This window comes from Ruegeria sp. O5 (assembly GCF_056535105.1).
In genome coordinates this window covers 51,652-75,173 of the sequence record NZ_JBQERN010000003.1, presented here as the reverse complement: position 1 = coordinate 75,173, position 23,522 = coordinate 51,652, and the positions used below count along the sequence as shown (strand labels likewise).

Annotated in this window: 25 protein-coding genes; 12 read left to right on the top strand and 13 right to left on the bottom strand. The window is 58.0% G+C overall.

The window, feature by feature from the left end; genetic code table 11:
* Positions 1 to 51: 51 nt before the first annotated feature.
* The gene (locus tag ACR0M3_RS06500) at positions 52 to 792 is read right to left on the bottom strand and encodes a YebC/PmpR family DNA-binding transcriptional regulator (protein ID WP_480481976.1); all 741 of its coding nucleotides are present in this window, start codon (positions 790 to 792) and stop codon (positions 52 to 54) included.
* A gap of 110 nt (positions 793 to 902) precedes the next feature.
* Between ACR0M3_RS06500 and ACR0M3_RS06495 the strand changes: the two genes are divergently transcribed.
* From ACR0M3_RS06495 to ACR0M3_RS06480, 4 genes are all read left to right on the top strand, one after another.
* Positions 903 to 2,675, top strand: coding sequence for an SLC13 family permease (locus tag ACR0M3_RS06495; RefSeq protein WP_480899128.1), 1,773 nt, complete (start codon positions 903 to 905; stop codon positions 2,673 to 2,675).
* Between the two features lie 16 nt (positions 2,676 to 2,691).
* The gene (locus ACR0M3_RS06490) at positions 2,692 to 3,426 is read left to right on the top strand and encodes a glutamine amidotransferase (RefSeq protein WP_480910013.1); all 735 of its coding nucleotides are present in this window, start codon (positions 2,692 to 2,694) and stop codon (positions 3,424 to 3,426) included.
* Between the two features lie 73 nt (positions 3,427 to 3,499).
* On the top strand, positions 3,500 to 4,357 hold the full coding sequence (locus ACR0M3_RS06485; protein WP_480481982.1) for a bile acid:sodium symporter family protein: 858 nt from the start codon (positions 3,500 to 3,502) through the stop codon (positions 4,355 to 4,357).
* A gap of 10 nt (positions 4,358 to 4,367) precedes the next feature.
* Entirely contained in the window at positions 4,368 to 6,029 is a 1,662-nt protein-coding gene (locus ACR0M3_RS06480; protein WP_480869749.1) for an FAD-binding dehydrogenase, read from the top strand.
* 13 nt (positions 6,030 to 6,042) lie between these two features.
* Here ACR0M3_RS06480 and ACR0M3_RS06475 read toward each other — a convergent pair whose 3' ends face one another.
* From ACR0M3_RS06475 to ACR0M3_RS06465, 3 genes are all read right to left on the bottom strand, one after another.
* Entirely contained in the window at positions 6,043 to 6,780 is a 738-nt protein-coding gene (locus ACR0M3_RS06475) for a YbaY family lipoprotein (RefSeq protein WP_480910012.1), read from the bottom strand.
* Positions 6,781 to 6,876: 96 nt separating this feature from the next.
* On the bottom strand, positions 6,877 to 8,655 hold the full coding sequence (locus ACR0M3_RS06470; RefSeq protein WP_480910011.1) for an SLC13 family permease: 1,779 nt from the start codon (positions 8,653 to 8,655) through the stop codon (positions 6,877 to 6,879).
* A gap of 87 nt (positions 8,656 to 8,742) precedes the next feature.
* Entirely contained in the window at positions 8,743 to 9,558 is an 816-nt protein-coding gene (locus ACR0M3_RS06465; RefSeq protein WP_209504607.1) for a TIGR00282 family metallophosphoesterase, read from the bottom strand.
* Between the two features lie 130 nt (positions 9,559 to 9,688).
* Here ACR0M3_RS06465 and ACR0M3_RS06460 point away from each other — a divergent pair, with 130 nt between their 5' ends.
* Positions 9,689 to 9,916: a putative hemolysin gene (locus ACR0M3_RS06460; RefSeq protein ID WP_480910010.1), complete on the top strand. Its 228-nt coding sequence runs from the start codon at positions 9,689 to 9,691 to the stop codon at positions 9,914 to 9,916.
* A gap of 3 nt (positions 9,917 to 9,919) precedes the next feature.
* Here the strand turns inward: ACR0M3_RS06460 and ACR0M3_RS06455 are convergent, their stop codons facing one another.
* Positions 9,920 to 10,477 (bottom strand): 5-formyltetrahydrofolate cyclo-ligase, encoded by a 558-nt coding sequence (locus ACR0M3_RS06455; protein WP_480481990.1) that lies wholly within the window; start codon positions 10,475 to 10,477, stop codon positions 9,920 to 9,922.
* Complete coding sequence (gene mgtE / locus ACR0M3_RS06450; protein WP_480910009.1) at positions 10,474 to 11,868, bottom strand: magnesium transporter; 1,395 nt, start codon at positions 11,866 to 11,868, stop codon at positions 10,474 to 10,476. The genes ACR0M3_RS06455 and mgtE overlap by 4 nt, the downstream gene beginning before the upstream one ends.
* A 139-nt stretch (positions 11,869 to 12,007) precedes the next feature.
* Here mgtE and guaD point away from each other — a divergent pair, with 139 nt between their 5' ends.
* On the top strand, positions 12,008 to 13,294 hold the full coding sequence (guaD, locus tag ACR0M3_RS06445) for a guanine deaminase (protein WP_480910008.1): 1,287 nt from the start codon (positions 12,008 to 12,010) through the stop codon (positions 13,292 to 13,294).
* Here guaD and ACR0M3_RS06440 read toward each other — a convergent pair.
* From ACR0M3_RS06440 to ACR0M3_RS06430, 3 genes are all read right to left on the bottom strand, one after another.
* Positions 13,291 to 14,625 (bottom strand): 8-oxoguanine deaminase, encoded by a 1,335-nt coding sequence (locus ACR0M3_RS06440; protein WP_480910007.1) that lies wholly within the window; start codon positions 14,623 to 14,625, stop codon positions 13,291 to 13,293. The genes guaD and ACR0M3_RS06440 overlap by 4 nt on opposite strands.
* Positions 14,626 to 14,739: 114 nt before the next feature.
* Entirely contained in the window at positions 14,740 to 15,531 is a 792-nt protein-coding gene (hisN, locus tag ACR0M3_RS06435; protein WP_267365356.1) for a histidinol-phosphatase, read from the bottom strand.
* 45 nt (positions 15,532 to 15,576) lie between these two features.
* Positions 15,577 to 15,948: a helix-turn-helix domain-containing protein gene (locus ACR0M3_RS06430; protein ID WP_267365354.1), complete on the bottom strand. Its 372-nt coding sequence runs from the start codon at positions 15,946 to 15,948 to the stop codon at positions 15,577 to 15,579.
* A 340-nt stretch (positions 15,949 to 16,288) separates the two neighbouring features.
* On the opposite strand from ACR0M3_RS06430, the gene ACR0M3_RS06425 reads away from it, so the two are divergent.
* Entirely contained in the window at positions 16,289 to 17,245 is a 957-nt protein-coding gene (locus ACR0M3_RS06425) for an NADPH:quinone oxidoreductase family protein (protein WP_480910006.1), read from the top strand.
* Positions 17,246 to 17,251: 6 nt separating this feature from the next.
* On the opposite strand, the gene ACR0M3_RS06420 is transcribed toward ACR0M3_RS06425, so the two are convergent.
* A complete protein-coding gene (locus ACR0M3_RS06420) occupies positions 17,252 to 18,133 on the bottom strand; it encodes a LysR family transcriptional regulator (RefSeq protein ID WP_480910005.1) in 882 nt (293 codons plus the stop codon).
* 127 nt (positions 18,134 to 18,260) lie between these two features.
* Here ACR0M3_RS06420 and ACR0M3_RS06415 point away from each other — a divergent pair, with 127 nt between their 5' ends.
* Complete coding sequence (locus tag ACR0M3_RS06415; RefSeq protein WP_480899136.1) at positions 18,261 to 18,470, top strand: DUF1127 domain-containing protein; 210 nt, start codon at positions 18,261 to 18,263, stop codon at positions 18,468 to 18,470.
* Between the two features lie 183 nt (positions 18,471 to 18,653).
* Positions 18,654 to 19,430: a Bax inhibitor-1/YccA family protein gene (locus tag ACR0M3_RS06410; protein ID WP_209504618.1), complete on the top strand. Its 777-nt coding sequence runs from the start codon at positions 18,654 to 18,656 to the stop codon at positions 19,428 to 19,430.
* Between the two features lie 183 nt (positions 19,431 to 19,613).
* Here ACR0M3_RS06410 and ACR0M3_RS06405 read toward each other — a convergent pair whose 3' ends face one another.
* The 3 genes from ACR0M3_RS06405 to ACR0M3_RS06395 form a co-directional block, all read right to left on the bottom strand.
* A complete protein-coding gene (locus ACR0M3_RS06405) occupies positions 19,614 to 20,120 on the bottom strand; it encodes a hypothetical protein (protein ID WP_480486391.1) in 507 nt (168 codons plus the stop codon).
* 216 nt (positions 20,121 to 20,336) lie between these two features.
* A complete protein-coding gene (gene rpmG / locus ACR0M3_RS06400) occupies positions 20,337 to 20,504 on the bottom strand; it encodes a 50S ribosomal protein L33 (RefSeq protein WP_037309480.1) in 168 nt (55 codons plus the stop codon).
* A gap of 127 nt (positions 20,505 to 20,631) precedes the next feature.
* Positions 20,632 to 21,348 (bottom strand): DUF533 domain-containing protein, encoded by a 717-nt coding sequence (locus ACR0M3_RS06395; RefSeq protein ID WP_480486393.1) that lies wholly within the window; start codon positions 21,346 to 21,348, stop codon positions 20,632 to 20,634.
* Between the two features lie 278 nt (positions 21,349 to 21,626).
* On the opposite strand from ACR0M3_RS06395, the gene ACR0M3_RS06390 reads away from it, so the two are divergent.
* From ACR0M3_RS06390 to ACR0M3_RS06380, 3 genes are all read left to right on the top strand, one after another.
* Positions 21,627 to 22,262, top strand: a complete 636-nt coding sequence (locus tag ACR0M3_RS06390) for a DUF1326 domain-containing protein (RefSeq protein WP_480482006.1) — start codon at positions 21,627 to 21,629, stop codon at positions 22,260 to 22,262.
* Positions 22,263 to 22,276: 14 nt separating this feature from the next.
* A complete protein-coding gene (locus ACR0M3_RS06385) occupies positions 22,277 to 23,119 on the top strand; it encodes a DUF2182 domain-containing protein (protein ID WP_480773146.1) in 843 nt (280 codons plus the stop codon).
* 66 nt (positions 23,120 to 23,185) lie between these two features.
* Positions 23,186 to 23,518 carry a GYD domain-containing protein gene (locus ACR0M3_RS06380; RefSeq protein WP_209504623.1) on the top strand — a complete coding sequence of 111 codons (333 nt, stop codon included), beginning with the start codon at positions 23,186 to 23,188 and terminating at the stop codon, positions 23,516 to 23,518.
* Positions 23,519 to 23,522 lie beyond the last annotated feature (4 nt).

Genomic DNA, 23,522 nt, shown 5'->3' with positions numbered 1-23,522 from the left:
CAAAAAACCCGGCCGTTGCGACCGGGTTTCAATGAGCTGGTATGGGTCAGCTTAAAGCTGCGCCATGACCTCATCGGTGGCTTCGAAGTTGGTCGTGACACGCTGCACATCGTCATCGTCTTCCAGCGCATCGACCAGCTTCATCAGCTTTTGCATGTCCTCAAGGCCCAGTTCCGTCGTTGTGGTCGGTTTCCAGACCAGCTTGGTGGATTCTGATTCTCCAAGCGCGGTTTCCAATGCAGAGGAGACATCGTTCAGATCAGTATCCGCGCACCAGATGATGTGACCGTCTTCCGAGCTTTCGACGTCTTCGGCTCCGGCCTCGATGGCGGCCTCAAAAATCGTGTCGGCATCACCAGCATCTGCCGGGTAAATGACCTCACCCTTGCGGTCAAACATGAACCCAACCGAGCCGGTCTCGCCCAGATTGCCACCGTTCTTCGAGAACGTGGAACGAACGGTCGATGCGGTCCGGTTGCGGTTGTCGGTCATGGTTTCGACAATTACCGCAACACCATTGGGCCCATAGCCCTCATAGCGGATTTCTTCGTAATCGTCGCCTTCACCCGCTTGGGATTTCTTGATCGCGCGGTCGATCACGTCCTTGGGGACCGAGTTCGACTTGGCTTCTTTCACCGCCAGACGCAGGCGCGGGTTCTTGTCGGGATCGGGGTCGCCCATCTTGGCGGCCACGGTGATCTCTTTTGACAGTTTGGAAAACAGTTTGGACCGCGCGGCGTCCTGACGCCCCTTGCGGTGCTGGATGTTGGCCCATTTGGAGTGGCCTGCCATAGTGCGTCCTCGTCATCATGTTTGCGTGTTCGGCGCTCATATAGACGTTTGCGGGGGGCAGGATCAAGAGAGCGGCTTGCGACGACCTCTCCGCCTTGTATGGTGACGGCATGACGACAGATCAGATCATACTTTTTGCCCTTTTCATCACTGTCTTCGGAATGCTGCTTTGGGGTCGGTTTCGATACGACCTTGTGGCTTTTGCCGCGCTTATGATCGGCGTCGTGCTGGGTGTTGTGCCGGTGGGTGGCGCCTTTGCGGGCTTTGGCCACCCGGCGACCATTATCGTCGCGCTGGTGCTTGTGGTCTCTGCCGGTTTGGTCAGGTCGGGTGCGGTCTTTTTGATCACCCGCACTCTGGTTGATGCGTCACGCGGGCTGGGCGCGCATATTGCCCTGATGGGCGGGATCAGTGCGATTCTGTCGGCCTTCATGAACAATGTCGCGGCGCTTGCCCTGCTGATGCCCGTGGATATTCAGACCGCGCGCAAAGCGGGTCGCCCCCCCGGCCTGTCCCTGATGCCGCTGAGCTTTGCTACCATTCTGGGGGGCATGGTCACCCTGATCGGCACCCCGCCGAATATCATCATCGCTTCGATCCGGCAGGAAACGCTGGGCGAGCCGTTTCACATGTTCGATTTCGCCCCTGTTGGTGGAATTGCAGCGATTGCCGGTCTGGCATTTGTCGCGCTGATCGGATGGCGATTGATCCCCAATCGCGGCGTACAACAAGAAACATCCGAGGTGCTGGCCGAATACATTGCCGAACTGACGATCCCGCCGGGCTCTGCACATATCGGTAAACGGGTCAGCGAACTTTATGAAACGGCCGAAAAATCCGACGTGGCTATCATCGGCCTGATCCGGGATGGGAAACGGCGATATGGCCGGTCAACCCATGCCACACTGAACGATGGCGACGCGCTGGTACTGGAAGCGCGCCCGGAGGCGCTGGACGAGTTCCGTTCAGCGCTGAAACTGGATTTCTCGGACACACGACGGCAGGAGCTGCTGACTGCCGAGGGTGAAGGTCTGGAAGTAATCGAAGTGGTCGTTCCCGAAAGCGCGCGCATAACCGGCCGTACTGCGCAGGGTATCGGGTTGGCCTGGCGCCAAAGTACCGTCCTGATGGGCATCTCGCGTCAGGGTCGTCAGATCACCGAACAGGTTCGCAAGACCGAGGTTCAACCGGGAGACATCCTGCTGCTGCTTTGCCCTCGTGATCGCAGCGCTGATGTGACCGATTGGCTGGGGTGTCTGCCACTGGCCGAACGCGGATTGAACGTGACGGCAAACGATAAGGCCTGGTTGGCCATCGGTCTGTTTGCCGCTGCCGTCTTTGCGGCCAGTGTCGGGTTGATTTACCTTCCCGTCGCATTGGGGCTTGTCGTCATTGCCTATGTGCTGACCAAGGTCATGCCAATCACGGAGATCTATAACCACATCGAATGGCCCGTTGTCGTGCTGCTGGGTTCGATGATCCCTCTGGGCAGCGCTTTGGAGACATCCGGCGGCACCGAGCTAATTGCCAATGCGCTGATCCAGCTGACCAACGGCCTGCCTGCATGGGCGATCCTGACCGTACTGATGGTCGTAACGATGACCTTGTCGGATGTCCTGAACAACACCGCCACCGCCATCGTCGCGGCCCCGGTGGGCATCCAGATGGCCCAAACGCTCGGGGTGTCGCCCGACCCGTTCCTGATGACCGTGGCCGTTGCGGCCTCGGCTGCGTTCCTGACGCCTATCGGTCACAAGAACAACACGCTGGTTCTGGGCCCCGGCGGCTATCATTTTGGCGACTACTGGCGCATGGGCCTGCCGCTTGAGGCTCTGATCATCGCGGTTTCCGTCCCCGCCATCCTTGTCTTTTGGCCGCTGTGACGGGTAAAGGCTGTTCATGAAACGCTTTTTGATCCTGCAACTGCGCCCGGAAACGGATGCCTCCGACGCAGAATATGCTTCGATCCTGAACCGCAGCGGGTTATCGCCCGAACGCACACACCGCATCCGTCTGGATTGCGAAGACCTGCCGGAAGGGCTGAAAGTCGCCGACTATGCGGGGGTTATTGTAGGCGGCGGACCGGGATGCGTCAGTGATGACCCCGCAACCAAATCCGCGACGGATGCGCGGATCGAAGCCGCAATCCTGGGTTTGATGCCGCAGATTACCGCGTTGGATCACCCCTTCATGGGGTGCTGCTATGGCCTTGGTATTCTGGCCGTACATCTGGATGGAGACGTCAGCAAAGCCCGGTACAGCGAGCCTGTGGGGCCGTCCAGGTGCCAACTGACCCCCGAAGGACAACAAGACCCGCTTACCGCAGAATTGGACGCCACCTTTGATGCTTTTGTTGGTCACAAAGAAGCGGTTCAAACCCTGCCCGAGGGCTGCGTTCACCTTGTTGCGTCCGACCCCTGCCCGTTCCAGATGATCCGCTGGGGCCAGAACGTCTATGCCACTCAGTTCCACCCGGAAGCCGATGCCAAAGACTTTGAACAACGCATCAACATCTACAAGAACCATGGCTACTTCCCGCCCGAAGACGCGCAGAAACTGATCGACCATTGCCATTCGGCAGAGGTTACGCAACCCGGTGAAATCCTGCGCCGTTTCGTCCAGCGATACGAGTGACCCAACGGCGCGGTTGCCTGCGCCTTGCCCCCTCGCATAGGCTGATCTGACGCAACTTTGGGAGGGGTTGTCCTTGGATTTGCTTTTGAATGTCGGCTTGCCGGTGTCGCTTGCCATTATCATGTTGTCTCTGGGCATCGGGCTGGAGGTGGCAGACTTCCGTCGTATCCTGAGCCGGCGACGCGCCTTTGCCATCGGGGCGGTAAGCCAGATTGTTCTCTTGCCAGTCGCAGCCTTTGTGACGGTCACAATCTTTGCATTGCCCCCCGAGATCGCGGTTGGTTTCATGCTGCTCAGTTTTTGCCCGGGCGGCGTAACCAGCAACATCCTCTCCAAGCTCGCCAAAGCCGATGTCGCGCTTTCAGTCAGCCTGACCGCGGTGATCAGCCTTTTGTCGATGGTGACCGTGCCAATACTGGCCGCGTGGTCGATCAGGCACTTCATGGGCGACGAAGCCCCCGAGGTTTCGATCACCGGGCTGGCTGTTGCATTGTTTCTGATAACAACGCTGCCTGTGGCAATCGGGGTCGGAATTCGCTACTTTGCAACGGAGTTTGCAAACCGCGTAGAGCCGGGATTGTCAACGCTCGCGACCGTTTTGTTCGTGCTGATCGTTGCCGCGGCACTGGCCGGGAACTGGCAATTGTTCGTCGACAATCTTGGCATCATGGGCGCAGGCTTGATTTCTTTGAATATCACCCTGCTGTTCATCGGGCTGGGGCTTGCGCGGATATCAAACCTGTCCTGGAATGAGTGCAAGACGATCTCGATCGAAACCGGTATTCAAAACTCCACGCTGGGCATTACACTGGCGGCGCTGATCACGAATACCGAAAGCGGGTTCAGCCCGCTGGCCCTGCCCTCGGCGGTTTATGGCATTACGATGTACGCCGTGGTTCTGCCGTTTCTTGTCTGGTTCCGCAGGCGCTGAAAGGACCGTTATGACAAACAACACTGCTGATGCGATCGTAATCGGTGCTGGTCTGGCCGGATTGGCCGCCGCAGCCGAACTGGGCGACCGAGGCAAAAAGGTAATCATACTCGATCAGGAACCCGAAACCTTTCTGGGCGGTCAGGCGTTCTGGAGCCTTGGTGGACTGTTCATGGTCGACACCCCCGAACAGCGCCGCATGGGTATACGCGACAGCCACGATCTGGCGTTGCGCGACTGGATGGGCAGCGCACAGTTTGACCGTGACGAAGACGCATGGCCCCGCAAATGGGCCGAAGCCTATATCGAGTTTGCGGCTGGCGAGATGCGTCAGTGGCTGCACGAAATGGGCCTGCGCTGGTTTCCGGTCGTTGGCTGGGCCGAACGTGGCGGGTCTTATGCGACGGGGCACGGCAACTCGGTCCCGCGCTTTCACATCACATGGGGCACCGGCCCCGGCGTTCTTGAACACTTTATCCGACGTGTCCGCGACCATGTCAGCGCCGGATTGATCCAGATGAAGTTCCGCCACCAGGTCAGCCATATCATCATGCAGAACGGAACCGCCAAAGGTGTTTCCGGAGAAATTCTGGCCGATGACACCTCCCAGCGCGGTGGCAAAACCAACCGCGATGAGGTTGGCGAGTTCGAAGTTTATGCCCCGTCGATCATCGTCACCTCCGGCGGTATTGGCGGCAATTTTGACATGGTGCGTCAAAATTGGCCCCGGGACCGTTTGGGTGAGCCTCCCAAAGACATGGTTGCAGGGGTACCCTTTCACGTTGATGGCCGCATGATCGCAATCAGCGAAAAAGCGGGGGGCCATGTCATCAATGGTGATCGGATGTGGCATTACACCGAAGGCGTCCGCAACTGGGACCCGATCTGGCCCGCCCACGGCATTCGCATCCTGCCCGGCCCAAGTTCAATGTGGTTTGACGCCAGGGGCAACCGCCTGGCACCGCCCTGTCTGCCGGGGTTCGACACATTGGGGACACTGCGTGAGATCCTGAAAACCGGATATGAATACAGCTGGTTCGTTCTGACCCAGAAGGTGATCAAAAAGGAATTTGCGCTGTCCGGGTCGGAACAAAACCCCGACTTCACTTCGGGCAGCTGGAAAGAGGTTATCCGTCAGCGCATTCTGTCAGGTTCCAGCGCAACTGCCCCGGTCGAGGCGTTCAAGGAAAAAGGTGAGGATTTTGTTGTTGCCAACACGCTGACCGAACTGGTCAATGGCATGAACCATCTGGGCGACACTCCTATAGACGAGGCTCATCTGCGTGCCCAGATCGAAGCCCGGGATTCGCAGGTCGACAACCCATTTTCGAAAGACGCGCAGATGATGGCGATCCTTGCCGCGCGCAATTACCGCGGAGATAAACTGATCCGCACAGCCAAACCGCACAAGTTTCTGGATCCGGCCAACGGCCCGCTGATTGCCGTCAAGCTGCATATTCTGACACGCAAATCTCTGGGCGGTTTGCAGACCAATCTGGACAGTCAGATGATTGGATCAGACGGCAATGTCGTACCGGGACTGTTCGCTGCTGGCGAAGTCGCCGGATTCGGCGGCGGTGGCTATCACGGCTACAACGCGCTGGAGGGTACATTCCTGGGCGGCTGCATCTTTTCCGGTCGCAATGCCGGGCGATCAAGGGCCGTTGCCTGACGCACTTTCCCTGTTACTTGCGCACCAGTTTGATCACCGGCTGGCCCTGCGCATCTAGCAGAGCCAGAGCGTTGCCCTGCATCGCGAATGTCGTAACGTTTTGCAAGGCTTGCAGGAATTGCCGCTCAACCGCGTCCAGCGGGGGCGGGCACGCCATGAGTGTTGCCGCCATGTTGTCTGGAAACGCAATGCGATTACCGGAAATTTCGGCCTGACCACTGAACCGGTTACAGCCGCTGCTTCCTGAAAAGACCCCATCCTGACCAAAGACAAGCTCGGGGCGTTTTTCGGATTCGACAGGCGCACCATTCAGGCCCGAGGCGGCCCATTGGGTGTTGTCCAGCGCTGCCGACCCTTGCCCCTGGACCTGAACCAACAGAAGATCAGCGGCATTTTCTGCCCCATTCGTCAGAACGGGGTAAACTGTATCTGTGGTGAACAGCAGGTTTTGCCCCTGCATCACTGACGCCCGCACAGCATAGCGATGAGCGTCCATGATCAGCGCATCGTCATAAGTCAATTTGAACTGCGCGGGCACCCCGCTCAGCGCATACCGTTGCGCGGCAAGTGTGACAGCGGGGGCATCGGCCAGCGAGATATCCTGAAGCTCGACATAAAGGGTTGCGTCCGGTGGCAGTGCAATGCGCTCTCGGTACGTGGCGGTCCCTTCAACTGCACCGGCAATGGCGACACCGCTTAACGCTACCCAAGTTGCTGCACCCGCCCATATTGCGCGACCCAAATGCTGCATAGGTCAAATCCTTTTGCAAAACCTCTTCGCAAAAGATCGTGTGCCCTTGGATCTTTGCAAGATGCGCTTCGACAAAGTGGCAATTCTGCGCCGAAATCACAAAGGCCAGATCAATGGAATAAGCAGGGATGCCAACAATCCGACTGTCAGATTTAGCGGAACACCCACCTTCATGAAATCGGTGAACCTGTAGCCGCCAGGGCCGTAGACCATCATGTTGGTCTGGTATCCGATCGGTGTTGCAAAGGACGCCGAAGCCGCCACCATAACGGCAACCACCAACGGGCGCGGGTCCATTCCGACGGCCTGGGCCAGTCCAATGGCTATTGGCGTGACCACAACCGCGACCGCATTGTTGGAGACCAGTTCGGTCAGCACCGAGGTCAGCAGGTAGATCGCCCAGATGATCAGGAAGGGCGGCAGAGCGCTTAGTCCCGGAGCTACGGCCTCGACAATCAGTGAAACCGCGCCAGAGCTGTCCAGTGACGCACCGATGGCGAGCATCGCGAAGATCAGCGCCAACAGGCGACCTTCGACAAAGGAGAACGCCTCGTCCGCGTCGATGCAGCGGGTCAGAAGAACCACGGCTACGGCCACAATCGACAACAGCAGGATCGGCGCGACACCCAGCGCTGCAAGGACGACGATCCCAACCAGCGCGCCAATTGCAATTGGCGCATGGCTGCGACGGAAGGCGCGTGCAGAAGGTTGGCTGACATCCACCATATCCATGTCCGCTGCAAGGCGCTGGATATCTGCCGGGGCGCCCTCCAGCAGTAGTGTATCCCCTACCCGAACCACCAGGTCATCCAACTGGCGACCGATATTCTGATTGCGGCGGTGAACGGCCAGAACATAGACACCATACCGGCGCCGCAACCGCAGCATTCCCAATGTCCGCCCCACCATCCGGCATCCGGGTGTGATCAGAACCTCGACTGTCTTGGTCTCGACAGCGGAAACCTGATCCACGCGCTTGAGCTCTTTGTTGGTCTGAAGGCTCAGAAGTTCGGTCATCTCGGTCCGCAGGACCACGCGGTCACCGACCTGCAATTCAACGCCCTTCAGATTGCGCCGCAGCGATTCATCGCCCCGGACCACGTCGATCAGACGCACGCCGGGACGTTTGAACAACTGAACGCCGGTCACTTCACGCCCGATCAGGTTGCTGTCGGGCGGAATGACCGCTTCGGTGAAAAACTTCATTCTGGACCGGTCGCTGAGCAACGAGGCCATGCTGTCCCGCTCGGGCAGTAATCTGGGGGCAATGAAGCGCAGATAGATCATGCCGTAGATCACCAGTGCAATCCCCAGCGGCGTGACCTCGAATATCGAAAAGGCTTTCATCCCCTGCGCGCGGGCCACACCATCCACCAGCAGGTTGGTGGACGTTCCGATCAACGTCAGTGTCCCGCCGAGAATGGCGGCATAGCTGAGCGGAATTAGCAGCTTTGACGCGGGTACGTTCAGCGTGCGGGCGATCTGAACAAAGACCGGGATCATGACTACAACAACGGGCGTGTTCGACACAAAAGCCGAGGCCAGAACGACAAACCCCATCAGCAATCCGATGGCAATGCGCGGGTTGACCTGCGCCTGCCTTTGCGCGGTCGACGTGAAGGCGTCCAAGGCCCCTGTCCGCACCAAGGCCCCCATGATGATGAACATCGCCCCAATCGTCCAGGGCGCGGGATTGGACAAGACCGCCAGCGCGCTTTGATAGGGCAATATCCCTGTGACCAGCATCAGTGAGACACCGCCGATGGCCACGACCTCGGTCGGATAAATCTCGCGCAGGAACATGACGAACATGCTCGCAACAATCAGCAGCGCCAGAATTGCGCTGCCCGTCTCTGTCAGTGGAAGGAAATTCATTCGTGGTATTCTGTCCGAACCCTGGCCCAAGCGCCTGATGACATGCAGTTTCACGCATTGCGCGTGGCAGGGCAAGCCCGACGTTCGTTAATCAGGCCCGGCTTGTTCCAAACGCCCACCAACGCGCACCATGCGAACAGATTTGGCCTGACCGTCGCGATCATCCGTTTCGACGAACACTCCGCTCAGCGTGGCCTCGCCATTGGCAGGGGTAAACCGGGTCTTGGGCATCCCGGTTATGAACCGGCGCATCGGTTCCTGCTTGTCCATACCAATGACCGAGTCATAGTCGCCGCACATGCCCGCATCCGTCAGATAGCCTGTGCCGCCCGGCAGAATCTGCGAATCCGCTGTCGGTACATGGGTATGTGTGCCCACCACAAGGCTGGCGCGCTTGTCGCAATAGTGACCCATGGCCATCTTCTCGGACGTCGCCTCACAATGCATATCGACAATGATGGCTTGTGCCTGCCCGCCCCTGGGGTGCGATTTCAGGATGGGCTCTATGGCCGAGAACGGGTCGTCGAATGGCCGTTTCATAAAGACCTGCCCCAATACCTGCACCACCAGAACCTTGCGCCCTCCGGGTGCGTTGAACAGCCGGTGCCCCCGCCCCGGCGCGCCCTTGGCATAGTTCACCGGGCGCACGATGCGCTGTTCTTTCTCGATATATTGCAGCATGTCCTTCTGGTCGAACGCATGATCGCCCAGTGTCAGGCAATCTGCACCGGCATCCAGCAGCAGCTTGGCGTGATCGCCGCTTAACCCCATGCCGTTCGACGCGTTTTCGCCATTGACCACAACGAAATCCAGCCGCCATTCGTCGCGCAGGCGCGGCAAATGCTGCTGAACGGCCGCGCGCCCCGCGCGCCCCATGACATCACCAAGAAACAAAATCCTCATGATCCGGGTCGTAGGGGCTGTGCTGGGCAATAACAAGGCGGAACCGTGAAATTTAAGTTGAGCCCGAACTTGAAATTGCATGCAGGCGCGGCAAAATCATAGCCATGCGCATAAGTCAAAAGGACATGTTGTGAAGTTATCGGCAATACTGACAGTCGGCCTTGTGGTCGCTTCGGGCGTTATGGCGCAAGGCACAAAGACATCCATGCCCAATCCCGCAGCAACCTTTTGCGTCGAGAATGATGGAGTTTACCAACTTCGGAAGAACGAAGACGGAAGCGTCTTTGGTGTCTGCATCCTGAAGGACGGCACGGAAGTGGATGCCTGGGACTATCTACGCGGCCACTTTCAGCAATGAGGCTTAAAACGTCAGCACCCGGCTTTCCGTGATAACTATGTCCAACGGCTGATCGGTTGGCTCCAGCGGCAGATCCTGCGCCTCTTGCGCGTCAAAAGCGAAACCGATAGCCAGTGTCGCGCGCTTGCCTCGCAATCCTTCCAGCGTGCGATCATAAAATCCACCGCCATATCCCAGACGCCCGCCGTTGGCATCAAAAGCCACCAGCGGTACGATCAGGATCTCGGGGTCGAAATAATCATCGACCTCGGGCACTCTGGCACCGAATGGGCCGTCTTTCAGCGGTCCTTCCGGCGTCCAGCGCGAAAATTTCAGCGGTTTTCCAGCGGCTTGGATCACTGGAACACCAACAGGCCCATAAGCCGAAGCTTCAGCCATGGCGGATACCGGGTCGATCTCGGTCCGGATCGGCATGTAGCCTGACAAGGGCACACCGCGATAACCCGCCAGAACCTCGGACAAACGTCCGGCTGCACCGGGAACACGCGTGTCGAACGCGACCTTGCGGCGCGCAAACGCCGCTTTGCGTGCAGCTGCTTTGATTTCAGTCAGATCGGTCACAATAGCACCACACTGGCTAGCCCAAGAAAGATGAAGAATCCCATGACATCGGTTGTGGTTGTCACAAAGGTTCCTGACGCCAGAGCCGGGTCAATTCCCAGACGATCCAGCACTACCGGTACTACCGTACCTGCAAAGCCCGCGATGATCATGTTCACGACCAAGGCTGACCCAATCACGACACCCAGCCAAGGTGAACCGAACCACAGCATCCCCACGGTCCCCAGTACAATGGCAAAACAGAGCCCGTTCAACACGCCCACCAGCAGTTCCCGCCTGATAACGCGCATCACGTTTGAATTGGTCAGATCGCGCGTCGCCAGTGCGCGCACTGCAACGGTCAGCGACTGCGTTCCCGCATTGCCCCCCATGGATGCAACAATCGGCATCAGGATGGCCAGCGCGACAAGCTGGTCAATAGCCGCCGCAAATTGTGAGATTACCAACGAAGCACAGATTGCCGTGCACAGGTTTACCGCCAGCCAGGGCAACCGTCGCCGACTGGTCGCCGCGACACTGTCGGACAGAGAGCTTTCGTCGCTCACACCGGCAAGGCGCAGGATGTCTTCTTCGTGCTCTTCATCCAGAACGACCATCGCGTCATCGATGGTGATCACACCAACCAGGCGCCCATCGGCATCCACCACGGGGGCCGAGATCAGGTGATACTGGTTGAAGGCGTAAGCCACGTCCTCCTCGTCCTGATCAACGGGGATGATGTGAAACTCCTCTTCCGCCAGATCGCGCAACGGCACCTCACGACGGGACGCCATCAGCTTGCCCAATGTCACCTGCGCTGTTGGTTTCAGGCGCGGATCGACCAGAACAACATGATAGAACTGCTCGGGCAGATCGTCATTGGCACGCATGAAGTCGATGGCCTGACCGACGGTCCAATGCTCGGGTGCCATGACGACCTCGCGCTGCATCAAACGACCAGCCGAACTCTCGGGGTAAGCCAGCGCCTGTTGCGCCGCTAGCCGCTCGGAATCTTCGAGCGCGTCCAGAATGGCTTCCTGCTGCGGTTCCTCAAGATCTTCCAGAAGGTCAACGACGTCGTCGCTTTCCATCTCGCGCACGGCTTCCGCCAGAACCTCGGGGGTCAGGACGGCGATGATTTCCTCGCGGACCGCTTCGTCCAGTTCAGACAGGATGTCGCCGTCAAATTCCTTATCATAAAGCCGGATCAGCCGGGCCCGGTCATAAGGATTGATCTGCTCCAAAAGGTCAGCGATATCGGCCGCGTGCAGCGGCTCCATCAGCTCAATCAGTTTGTCGCGATCATCCACATCAACCGCATAAAGGATCGCCGCCACGGTCCGGCGATCCAGCGCATACGCGTCTTCGTCCTGGGGCAGATCGTGTTCGGCTTGGTTATTGCCTGTCGTCATGCGCTGCCCCCTTCTTTCGGCGATTGGCCCCTAAATAGAAGAAGCAGCTACCAGAAAACAATGACAATGCGCCGATTTACCCACTTCTTTCGTCTGCCTATGCTACAGCGCGGTCCCAAACAGGTGGAGAACAGGGCAAATGGCGCAAAAGACGCTTTTGAAAGGGCACGTTCTGAGTTTCACAGGCTCACCCTTTGACGGAGAGCCAACCGAAGCGACCCGGCTGGATGAAGCGGTCGTGATTGACAAAGGGCGCGTTGCTGATGTCGGAGCGTCTGATACGCTGATGCGGCGTCACCCTGATGCCGTCATCAAGGACCATGGAAATCACCTGATCATCGCGGGTTTCGTTGACCCGCATGTGCACTACCCTCAGACGGCCATGATCGCCAGTTGGGGGAAGCGGTTGATCGACTGGCTGAACACCTACACCTTCCCCGAAGAGATGAAGTTTGGTGATCCTGAATACGCCTCTGAAATCGCCAACCGTTATCTGGATCTGACTGCCGCCCATGGCACCACGACGATGTGCAGTTTTTGCACCATCCACCCCGAAAGCGTGGATGCCTTTTTCACTGCCGCGCAACAACGGGGACAGCGCGTGGTCGCGGGCAAGACCTGCATGGATCGCAATGCGCCTGATGGTCTGCGTGACACGGCCCAGACGGCCTATGACCAATCTGCCGCGCTGCTTGAGAAATGGCACCGTGTCGACCGCCTGTCCTATGCCATCACACCCCGGTTTTCACCTACGTCCACCCCTGAACAGCTTGAGGCCATGGGCGCGCTTTGGGCGGAACATCCCCATTGCCTGATGCAAACACACCTGAGCGAGCAGACAGACGAAATCGAGTGGGTCCGCTCCCTGTTCCCCGATGCGCGGGACTATCTGGACACTTACGAAAAGTTCGGGCTGCTGGGGCAGAACGGACTTTATGGGCATGTCATCCATCTGGAAGACCGGGAACGCGATCGTCTGCGCGAGGTTGATGCGTCATTGATCCACTGCCCCACCTCGAACACCTTTATCGGGTCGGGTCTGTTCGACATGAACGGCTTGATCCACGATGGCCACCGGATCGGTTTGGCAACGGATACCGGTGGCGGATCAAGTTTTTCAATGCTTCGCACCATGGCTGCCGCATATGAAATCGGTCAGTTGCGTGGGCGCCCCCTGCATCCGGCGCAATTGCTGTGGCTGGGTACAGTCGGGTCGGCGCGCAGCCTGCGGATGGATGATTGCATCGGCAACATTGCTCCGGGAATGGAGGCGGATCTGGTCGTGATTGATCTCGCCTCGACCCCGGCCATCGCCCAGCGCGAAGCTTGTGCAAACGATGTTTGGGAGGCAATCTTCCCGACCATCATGATGGGTGATGATCGGGCTGTGGCCGAGGTCTGGATTGGTGGGCGGCAGGCCGCTTAGGCCTGCAACCCCTTGGCAAGAATGTTTTGACGCTCAATCACGCGGGGCAGGTCAATCGTCGTGATATGCCCATCCCGCACGATCTGGTGGCCTTCGACAAACAGGTGCTTTACCTGCATCGGACCTGCCAGAAGCAGAGCTGCCGGGTCCCAACTGCCTGCGCTTTCGATACAGCGCATATCCCAAACAGCGACATCCGCACGTTTTCCCGGCATAAGCCGCCCGCAATCGGGACGCCCCAGCACATCGGCCCCGCCACGTGTCGCAATCTCCAACGCTTCACGGGCCGACATCGCATCTGCCCCATTGACCACCCGCTGCAACAGCAGCGCCTGCCTAGCCTCAAGCATCAGATTGCCGTTGTCATTACTGGCCGACCCATCAGCGCCGAGACCTACCTTTACCCCCGCATCGCGCATCGCCCGCACCGGCGCGATGCCTGATCCCAGACGGCAGTTCGAACATGGGCAATGAGCGACACCAGTTTTCGTACGCGAAAACAGATCAATCTCGGCCCCGTCCAACTTGACACAATGGGCGTGCCACACATCCGGGCCAGTCCAACCCAGATCTTCGGCGTATTGACCGGGCCGACAACCGAACTGAGCCTGTGAATAGGCGATATCTTCATCGTTTTCAGCCAGATGTGTATGCAACATCACGCCTTTGTCCCGTGCCAGAAGGGCTGCATCTCGCATCAGGTCCCGGCTGACGGAAAACGGTGAACACGGGGCCAGACCTACGCGGCACATCGATCCTTCTGACGGATCGTGAAACGCATCCACGACACGGATCATGTCGTCCAGTATGGCTGCTTCTTCTTCAACCAGACTGTCCGGTGGCAGGCCGCCATCACTTTCACCGATGCTCATCGCGCCGCGTGTTGGGTGAAACCGCATCCCCAACTCGGATGCGGCAGCAATCGTATCCTCCAGCCGCGAACCATTGGGATAGAGGTACAGGTGATCAGAACTGAGCGTACAGCCTGACAGTGCCAGCTCTGCCAAACCGATCTGGGCCGAGGTGAACATCTCGTCTGGTCCGAACTTCGCCCAAATCGGATAGAGTGTCTGAAGCCACCCGAACAGCAATGCATCCTGCCCGCCCGGCACCGCGCGGGTCAATGTTTGGTAAAGATGGTGATGGGTGTTCACCAGCCCGGGTGTCACCAGACAGCCCGAAACATCGTGAACCTCGCCTTGTGCCTGCAATCCGTGCCCGATCCCCGCGATCTGGCCGTCGCGGATCAAAATGTCAGCCCCGGGGAGTTCCTGCCGGGACTCGTCCATCGTCAGGATCAGATCAGCGTTTTTGAGTAGGATTTCTGTCATGTCGCGCTCCTGCATCTGCCCGTCTCTTGCAAGGAGTGCGAAGGTCGGCGGAAAACGGGCTCAAGAACCGACTGTGTATTATGTACCCGCCATCGGGATCTGCGACAACAGGTTTCAGAACCGACGCAGGATCTGAAGCGCCTCTGCATGTATCTCTGCGTTGGCTGCGGCCAATGCACGACCGCCCTCATGCGCCGGGCCGCCTTGCCAGTCGGTCACAATTCCACCTGCCGCCTGAATAACCGCAATAGGGGCCTGAATGTCATACGAGTTCAGCCCTGCTTCGATCACCAGATCCGCCTGCCCAGCGGCTAACAAGGCATAAGCGTAGCAGTCCATTCCATACCGGGTCAGTTGCACCTGTTCTGATACGGCCTGAAACCCGGCCCGGTCATCCGGGGTGCCGACTTCAGGAAAAGTGGTGAACAGCGTCGCCTGCGCTAGAGATTTCGTCCCCCGTGTTTGCAGCTTACTGGTCCCCAGCGGCCCTGTAAGCTGCGCACCAGCTGTCGATCCGACAAAGCGTTCGCCAATGTAGGGCTGATCAATCACCCCCATGATCGGCCCGTCTGCTGTGCTGAGCGCGATCAGAACGCCCCAGGTTGGTGTGCCACTGATAAACCCGCGCGTGCCGTCGATGGGGTCCAGAACCCAGGTTCGGCCACTGCTGCCCTTGTGCGCACCGTATTCTTCACCCAATACGCCATCTTCAGGGCGCAATCGGGACAGCACCTCTCGCATGGCTTTTTCAGCGGCCCGATCCGCTACGGTGACGGGGTCAAACCCTTCGGTCAGCTTGTTCGCAGTTTCCAGATTGGTCTGACGGAAAAAAGGAAGAATGGCCGCGCGTGCCGCTTCGGCCATTTCTTCTGCAATTTCAATGTCGCTTAAACTCGCCGGATGCATGGCACTCTGGTGCGGGCATTACCTGACAAAGTCAAGCCGGTCTGATCAGGCGACGTCGCTGAGGACACGTGCAAGTTCAAACAGGCGGCGGCGCTGGTTTTCCGGAATTGCGTAGTAAGAGCGAACTAGATCCAGGGCTTCTTTATCGCCCATCAGATCGGCTGGAACAGATTTCTTTTCCGCGCTGCTTTTCTGGGCCTCTTCCAGACCTTCAAAGAAGAAGCTGACCGGTACGTCCAATGCCTCGGCAATGTCCCACAGGCGGGACGCGCTGATTCGGTTGGCTCCGGTCTCATATTTCTGGATTTGCTGAAACTTGATACCAACTTGCTGCGCCAATTGTTGCTGGGTCATCCCAATCAGCCAGCGGCGATGCCGAACGCGCTTGCCCACATGGACATCGACGTGATGAGTCATTGGTATTCTCCTCTACTACACACACATTTGTACGGGATCGTGCGACGTCCGAGATCGCAATACCAATAGGGGCTTCCTTAACCGCCCCCAGATCCGGACTGTGCCGTCCCCCGTTACCAGCACTGCTTGCCAATATTGCCGGTTTTGAATTTTTTTTCAAGCTGGTTGAGTCGATCCCCCCTCACAAGGGCTGTGGTTGTATGCGTCAAATGCCCTGCCCGCTGTTCGCGTGGCCCGGCTGGACATGCGACAGATTTTCAGGCGTTTCATGACGCCGCGCATAAGGAATTGACATCTCGCACAGCTCACGTGCCTATGCCCCAAGCACGTGAGGAACCAAATGAAGGCCTATTGTATTAGATCTGACGGGGCAGTTGCCCAGCTGTGCGATGTACCGAAACCCGAGCCGGGTGAGGGTCAGGTACGGGTTGCGATCAAAGCCTGCGGGTTGAATTTCGCTGATCTGCTGATGCAGAAAGGCACGTATCAGGATACACCGCCTGCGCCGTTTACTTTGGGTATGGAAATCGCCGGTGTCGTGGATACCATCGGTCCAGGTGTGTCCACCCTGAAACCGGGCGATCGGATCGCCGTCTATTCCGGTCAGGGCGGTCTGGCAGAATATGGCGTTTTCGACGCCGATCGCGCGATCCCGCTGCCGGACACGACCCGTTTCGAAGACGCGGCAGCGATCCAGATAGCCTATGGCACCAGTCACATGGCCCTTGACCACCGTGCCCGGCTGCAACCCGGTGAGACGCTTCTGGTCACCGGCGCAGCCGGGGGCGTCGGGCTGACCGCGGTTGAAATCGGCAAGCTCATGGGTGCCACCGTCATCGCTCAGGCCCGCGGCCCCGAAAAGCTGGCCGTTGCCCGCGCCGCAGGGGCCGATCACCTGATTGATGCCGCAGAGGACCTGAGGGAGCGGGTTAGATCGCTTGGCGGCGCGGATGTCGTTTATGACGCAATCGGCGGCGATGTGTTCAAGGCGGCCTTCCGCGCCACCAATCCCGAAGGCCGCCTGCTGCCCATCGGGTTTGCCGGCGGGGAAGTTCCGCAAATCCCCGCCAATCATCTGCTGGTCAAGAACCTGACCGTGATCGGCTTTTACATTGGCGGGTATCTGAAATTCCGGCCAGAAGCCGTACGCGAAAGTTTTGACACCCTTTTCCGCTGGCACACCGAGGGCCGCATCAATCCACACATCAGCCACGTCTTGCCTCTTGATGAGGTCGCGCAGGCCATGCGGTTGCTGAAAGAGCGAAAATCGACAGGCAAAATTGTGATCACCCCCTGACCGCAATCAGCCCACCACGGCGCGCAGCTGTGTCCCCCCAAGCAGGCGAAAGTTCTGACGCACTAACTGCGCCAGCGCTTCGACAACCGCGTCTCGACCCGGCTCTCCACCATACAGGTTGATCATATGCGCAGGCAGGTCCGGTAGCGCACCGCCGCCTTCGATCTGTTCAAGATGTGCGGCTTCGGTACCTTCCAGTGCCGCATACACTGCCAGATCAGCGCTGACCGTGGCCTCGATTGTGCGGTCGTTTTCAGTTTCCACCGACAGCTCCCAGGGGATACCGGCCGCATCCAGCGCCGATATCACCTGTGGTCGAAACAAGCAGCGACGTCCAAGTGCCAAAGGCAGCGGACGCTTACGCCAGGCCGACCCGCCCGGCGCACCTATCCAGCGCAAGGGCAGCTCTGCAATGGTTTCCGCACCGTCCACCGACGACGGCTCCGTGGTCAGGATCACGTCACATTCGCCGCGTTTGTACATCTCTTTCAGCTGCAATGAATAAGACGACACCAACTGAACTCGGACTCGCGGGAAATCCGCGTTGAACCGTTGCAGGACCCGTGGGATGGCCGGGTAAACTATGTCGTGAGGAACCCCCAACACCACCTCACCTTCATAGGCCTGATCGGTCAGTTTCGAGATGACCTCATCATTCAATGCGATCATACGGCGCGCATAAGCCAGCAATTGTTCACCGGACGCGGTCAGGGCAATCGTTCTGCCACTGCGGTCCAGCAACTGCAGGCCAAGCAACTCCTCCAGCCGTTTCAACTGCATCGAGACCGCAGATTGCGTCAGATGCAGGAACCCGGCAGCGCGTGTCACTCCCCCCTGATCTGCCACAGCAACAAATGAGCGCAGGGTTGTGATGTCCAGATTCCGCATCTTCACAATTCCTTATGGGTTTCATCAAAAATATTCGTTTTTAAAATATGTCATACTCTCCCATATCAATCAAGGAAATTGATGAAGACAAGCGAAACCATCGAAAAGAGACGAAAGGACAATAAATATGACCCAAATTGCCATTCATCGCCCCTGCAAGCAGAAAAAGCAATCACTCAGCACTATCATCAGGCATGCTGTTTCCCTGAAGCGTCAACGCCACCAGCTGGCGCGACTTGATAATCGCGCCCTTCAGGACATCGGAATCTCCAGATCAGAGGCCGATGCCGAAGCCAGACGCTTCGTCTGGGACGCGCCGGAATTCTGGCAGAAATGATGCAAATACAAATCTTTAGTTCATGAGTGGCGGTCACTTGTTACGGATCGCCACTTTTGTTGCGTAAATTAGTTGGTTTTCCGCGGTAAATACTTGAAACACAGCCCTGAGTTGCCGATATTTGCCTAGAACGCTTCCCGCACAGCCGGGGGGCTGCATAATTATGTAAAGGGAGACCCTTTGATGGCACAATTCGACACGATCCGGACGGCGGCCGGCGCGCGCGCTGCCGAGATTGATGAGGGCCTGCGCGCCCATATGAACAAAGTCTATGGCACTATGTCCGTAGGCATGCTGATCACATTCGCAGCAGCCTGGGCCATCGCGGGCCTGGCAACCACAAGCGATCCGTCAGCTGCGGCAGCACAGTTGAATGCCGATACCTATCTGACATCGCTGGGCTACAGCATTTACGCATCGCCCCTGCGCTGGGTCATCATGTTTGCACCCCTGCTGTTTGTCTTCGGCTTCAGCGCCGGGATCAACCGTATGTCGGCGGCCGCCGCACAGCTGGTGTTCTACGTTTTTGCAGCGGTGATGGGCGTTTCGATCAGCTGGATCTTCCTTGTTTTCACCGGTGAGTCGGTCATTCAGGTCTTCCTGATCACCGCAATCGCGTTCGCGGGCCTTTCTCTGTATGGTTACACAACCAAGAAAGACTTGTCCGCCATGGGCACTTTCCTGATGATGGGCCTGATCGGCCTGATCGTCGCGATGGTTGTGAACATCTTTCTGGCGTCTTCGGCCGTTGCCTTTGCAATCTCGGCCATCGGCGTTCTGATCTTCGCGGGCCTGACCGCCTATGACACCCAGAATATCAAGAACACATACTTGCAAATGGCCCATAGTGGCGATCAGGAATGGCTGGGCAAGGCCGCTATCATGGGCGCGTTGAACCTGTACCTGGACTTCATCAACCTGTTCATGTTCCTGCTGCAATTCCTGGGTAACCGCGAGTAACTGCAAACCAACGTAAGGGAAAGGCCGGTCATCAGACCGGCCTTTTTTCGTTTAGAACCAACTGATGATCGCGCTTGCCCGGTACATGAATCCTGGCGGACAAGGCGACGACGTCCGCGTACCCCGCAAAGAAAAAGCCCCCGCTAGATCAGCGAGGGCTTGATACATCAGAAGGTGTAAGACTTAGCTGCAATTCAACGGTACAGCAAAGCCCGAACTACGCTCGGACGTGCCTTTGCGGAACACATCACCGGCAGGCAGACACCCGGTGAAACGCTCAGCCTCTTGCGCGAAACCAACGCCGACCGAGTTGTCGACCTTTACGCTGTTCGTCGGTGTGCGAAGGACACCATACAAGGTTCCGTTGACGCTGACGGTGCTCAGGAACAGATTCGTATCGCTGCCCTGTAGCTGCACCGCATTGTCCGGCGTCCGCCCGCCATTGTCGATAGCAACGGCTGCCACCTTGGAGGGGTCCACTTCATCAGCCAAGAGAGTAACGGTCTGAAGTTCTGCCAGCTCGGCCGGGACATTCGTTTCAGGCGGCAGAAATGCGACGGCTCCGGGAACGTCGGAAATCGTGCGGGGTTCGCCATCGATTCCGGTAAACCCAACACCTTTGCGGTTAAACGGGTCTTCACAGGCCGCCAAAGTCAGAACGGCAATTGTGGATAACAAGATTTTTTTCATGGCGGTCAACATTTTGTGGCGGTTTGCTCAAGCGTACTTGCAGGTCGGCACAAAAAGCAAGCCACAGGCCATGCGATTGCATCGGTGGCTGATGCGCTCCTGCAACGGCCCCAGGTGGGCATGCTGACATTCGTGGCAACAAACCACCGGAACTCAACACAAAAAAAGGCTCTGCCAAGCAGAGCCCTTTTGGAAAGTCCAAATGGAACGGCAAGATTACTTGATCTTGCCTTCCTTGTACTCGACATGCTTGCGAACGACCGGATCGTATTTACGAATGGTCATTTTCTCGGTCATGGTGCGCGCGTTCTTTTTGGTCACGTAGAAGTGGCCCGTGCCCGCGGTCGAGTTCAGACGGATCTTGATTGTCGTCGGCTTCGCCATGGTTATCTCCTGCGTCCGGAAAGGCAGGGGCCTTTCGGTTGAATTCCTATGAGCGTGCGCTTTTACGCGCTACGCCGTGCATGTCAAGGCCAATCGGACGATCCCAGCCCAGGAATCGGGCACAGGTTCAACCCGGTAACGTTGGCGCACCCATATAGCTGTGAATCTGGTCCCTTTCACTGTCCGAAAGACCCAGCGCAGTGGACAATTGCCGCAAATATGCGGCCTCACGATCATTGTCCAACCGTATTGCCGCCAGAGATGTCGCATAAATCTGCGTTCTGAGCGGTGCCCCAGAATCAGCTGCCAGACCCATGACGTCGACAGGTGCGTTCAGTTGTTCCTGCACGAATGCGCGTTCCTCGTCACTGATGTCATCGCCCAACTCTCCGAGGATCGTTTCTTTCTCGTGCTCGTCCAGCTCGCCGTCTGCCTTTGCCGCCTGGATCATCGCCCGCAACATGAGCTTGGCCTGAGCTTCCATGGCAGCCCCGGCTGGTGTTCCGCCAAACACCGTCTCCATCATGTCGGTGGTCTGCTGGCTGCCAGTTCTGGCCGCCCCCTGCATCGCATTCAAAAGCCCGCCAAGACCGGCGGCACCTGCGGCACCTGCGGCACTGCCACCCAGCCCCATCTTACCCATCATGTCCTGAAGGCCTGTCGCACCTCCGGGAAGGCCGAACTGTTCGGCCATTTTGCCAAGCTGATCCATACCAAGGCCGCCGCCTGCGCCTTGCATCATGTCCTGCAAGCCAGCCATTCCGCCCATTTTCTGGTATTTCTCCATCCCCTTCGCAGCCGCGAAACCAACTGCAACGGACGCAAGTGTCTTCATAAAGCTCATGACAATCCTCCCGGTTTTTCAAAATACGCCCCAGTTCTATCAAAGGATTGCAAAGGCGAATACCACGTTCAACCCCCACGGGATTCCGGACTGAATTTCCAAGCCGATGAGGACCAAAAGACAGTGAGTAAGTTTGTACATATCACGATATCGTGATAGGTTTGCCGCAACTGATACGTCCAAGAGGCCAACTTCAGGCTCGACGACCAAGGCAGTGTGAACAGGTAATGCCCGCGCGGAGCAGTGTTGTTTTACGCAGCTTTTCTTGGGGGGCTATCATGACAGAATGGGTTATTCAGGGCGAAGAACTGGCCAATTGTAATTGCAATTTCGGCTGTCCCTGCCAATTCAGCGTTCTTCCATCACACGGAAATTGCGAGGCTGTTGTCGTTTTCGACATCGAAAGCGGGCATTATGGCGATACTGATCTGGCCGGTTTGCGGGCAGCAGGTGTTTATCACTGGCCGGGACCGATCCACGAAGGCAATGGTCAGATGCAACTGATCATTGACGAAAGTGCTACAGCCGAACAGCGCGCAGCATTGCAGGCCATCATGACCGGCGAAGACACCGATGAAATGGCGACCATGTGGTACGTTTACAGTGCGATGGCCCCGACGAAATATGATACGCTTTTTGTCCCAATCGAATTGAACTGGAACCGCGATGATCGTAGCGGCTACGCCAATGTTCCGGGGGTCTTCGACGTCGAGGTCAGCCCGATTCCACATATCGTATCGGGCGCCGCGCACAGGGCATCGATCCAGTTGCCGAACGGCTTTGAGTACCGCCACGCAGAGGCTGCCTCGGGGTCGGCCAAAACAACGGGCGGCGAAATCAGCCTTACCTTTGATGCCACGCACGCCCATCTCGCACATCTGAACCTCTCGGGTCACGGTGTTCTGGGCGCGTAGCCGGAGACTCTTTCATGACCAGACAGAGTGCGACAGCCCCTGCCGGGGCGATTGAGCGGCTGTTGAAGCAGGACAATGCAATCGTGTTGGGCAGCGTCCTTCTGATCATTCTTGCTGCCACCTGGTACACAGTTGCCGGCGTCGGGATGAAAATGTCTGCGGTCGAAATGACCCGCATGGCAGGGCCGGTTGGGGAGCCCATGCAGATGGGTTCCGCAACCGCCTGGAGCTTCGGTTACACTCTGCTCATCTTCCTGATGTGGTGGATCATGATGATTGCCATGATGACCCCAAGTGCCGCGCCAGCCGTGCTTTTGTTTGCAGCGACAAAGCGCATGGGCCCTGAGAAAGACCGCGCCGCAACGTTCAGCCTGTGTTTCCTGTTGGGCTATCTGGTGACCTGGGGTGCGTTCAGCCTGACTGCAACGGCATTGCAGTGGGGACTGGAACATATCGGGCTGTCGAGCGGGCCGATGATGACAATCCGCTCTGGCCCCTTCGCGGGAAGTGTTCTGCTGGCTGCCGGGTTCTATCAGTTTTCAAGTTTGAAGAATGCGTGCCTTCGTTACTGCCAAAGCCCCGCAAGGTTTCTGGCCGGTCACAACCGGCCCGGACCCTTCGGCGCGCTCAGAACCGGAGCCCTGCACGGCACGTATTGCCTGGGATGCTGCTGGGCGTTGATGCTGCTGCTGTTCGTCGGAGGGATCATGAACCTCTACTGGATCGTTGGCATTGCCGCCTATGTCGCGCTGGAAAAGCTTCTGCCGACAGCCCGGTGGCTGGCGCCGGTGTCAGGTGTGGCGCTTATCGGAGCAGGTCTTTGGCACATCGCGGCACCGTTGATCTCCGGTATCTGACGCAAGACGGCCCCCGGGGCGGCTGACTGAAAGGCCCTGTGATTTCTCGTTAAAAAGGAGGTACCAATGCCTGTTTTCATTACCTACGCAACTTATTCGCAAGCTGGTGTCAAAGGCATGCTGCAAAAGCCCGAGAACCGTACCGGCCCAGTGAAAGCATTGCTGGAGAAAGTCGGCGGTCGACTGCTATCCTTCTACATGACAACCGGCAGCAACGACGTGGTCGTGATCAGCGAAGCGCCGGACGGAACAGATGCTGTGGCGGTCGGCATGGCGGTCGCGGCATCGGGTGCGGTCACGAACATAGAAACGGTTCGGGCCTGGACTGCGGACGAGTTCGTTTCGGTCACTGAGAAAGCCGCAAGATTGGCGGGGACCTACACGCCGCCCGGAGGATAAGTAG

Coding starts and splice junctions, on each gene's coding strand:
- ACR0M3_RS06500 (WP_480481976.1), bottom strand. CDS start 792: ATGGCAGGCCACTCCAAATGGGCCAACATCCAGCACCGCAAGGGGCGT.
- ACR0M3_RS06495 (WP_480899128.1), top strand. CDS start 903: ATGACGACAGATCAGATCATACTTTTTGCCCTTTTCATCACTGTCTTC.
- ACR0M3_RS06490 (WP_480910013.1), top strand. CDS start 2,692: ATGAAACGCTTTTTGATCCTGCAACTGCGCCCGGAAACGGATGCCTCC.
- ACR0M3_RS06480 (WP_480869749.1), top strand. CDS start 4,368: ATGACAAACAACACTGCTGATGCGATCGTAATCGGTGCTGGTCTGGCC.
- ACR0M3_RS06475 (WP_480910012.1), bottom strand. CDS start 6,780: ATGCAGCATTTGGGTCGCGCAATATGGGCGGGTGCAGCAACTTGGGTA.
- ACR0M3_RS06470 (WP_480910011.1), bottom strand. CDS start 8,655: ATGAATTTCCTTCCACTGACAGAGACGGGCAGCGCAATTCTGGCGCTG.
- ACR0M3_RS06465 (WP_209504607.1), bottom strand. CDS start 9,558: ATGAGGATTTTGTTTCTTGGTGATGTCATGGGGCGCGCGGGGCGCGCG.
- mgtE (WP_480910009.1), bottom strand. CDS start 11,868: ATGACGACAGGCAATAACCAAGCCGAACACGATCTGCCCCAGGACGAA.
- guaD (WP_480910008.1), top strand. CDS start 12,008: ATGGCGCAAAAGACGCTTTTGAAAGGGCACGTTCTGAGTTTCACAGGC.
- ACR0M3_RS06440 (WP_480910007.1), bottom strand. CDS start 14,625: ATGACAGAAATCCTACTCAAAAACGCTGATCTGATCCTGACGATGGAC.
- hisN (WP_267365356.1), bottom strand. CDS start 15,531: ATGCATCCGGCGAGTTTAAGCGACATTGAAATTGCAGAAGAAATGGCC.
- ACR0M3_RS06430 (WP_267365354.1), bottom strand. CDS start 15,948: ATGACTCATCACGTCGATGTCCATGTGGGCAAGCGCGTTCGGCATCGC.
- ACR0M3_RS06425 (WP_480910006.1), top strand. CDS start 16,289: ATGAAGGCCTATTGTATTAGATCTGACGGGGCAGTTGCCCAGCTGTGC.
- ACR0M3_RS06420 (WP_480910005.1), bottom strand. CDS start 18,133: ATGCGGAATCTGGACATCACAACCCTGCGCTCATTTGTTGCTGTGGCA.
- ACR0M3_RS06415 (WP_480899136.1), top strand. CDS start 18,261: ATGACCCAAATTGCCATTCATCGCCCCTGCAAGCAGAAAAAGCAATCA.
- ACR0M3_RS06410 (WP_209504618.1), top strand. CDS start 18,654: ATGGCACAATTCGACACGATCCGGACGGCGGCCGGCGCGCGCGCTGCC.
- ACR0M3_RS06405 (WP_480486391.1), bottom strand. CDS start 20,120: ATGAAAAAAATCTTGTTATCCACAATTGCCGTTCTGACTTTGGCGGCC.
- rpmG (WP_037309480.1), bottom strand. CDS start 20,504: ATGGCGAAGCCGACGACAATCAAGATCCGTCTGAACTCGACCGCGGGC.
- ACR0M3_RS06395 (WP_480486393.1), bottom strand. CDS start 21,348: ATGAGCTTTATGAAGACACTTGCGTCCGTTGCAGTTGGTTTCGCGGCT.
- ACR0M3_RS06390 (WP_480482006.1), top strand. CDS start 21,627: ATGACAGAATGGGTTATTCAGGGCGAAGAACTGGCCAATTGTAATTGC.
- ACR0M3_RS06385 (WP_480773146.1), top strand. CDS start 22,277: ATGACCAGACAGAGTGCGACAGCCCCTGCCGGGGCGATTGAGCGGCTG.
- ACR0M3_RS06380 (WP_209504623.1), top strand. CDS start 23,186: ATGCCTGTTTTCATTACCTACGCAACTTATTCGCAAGCTGGTGTCAAA.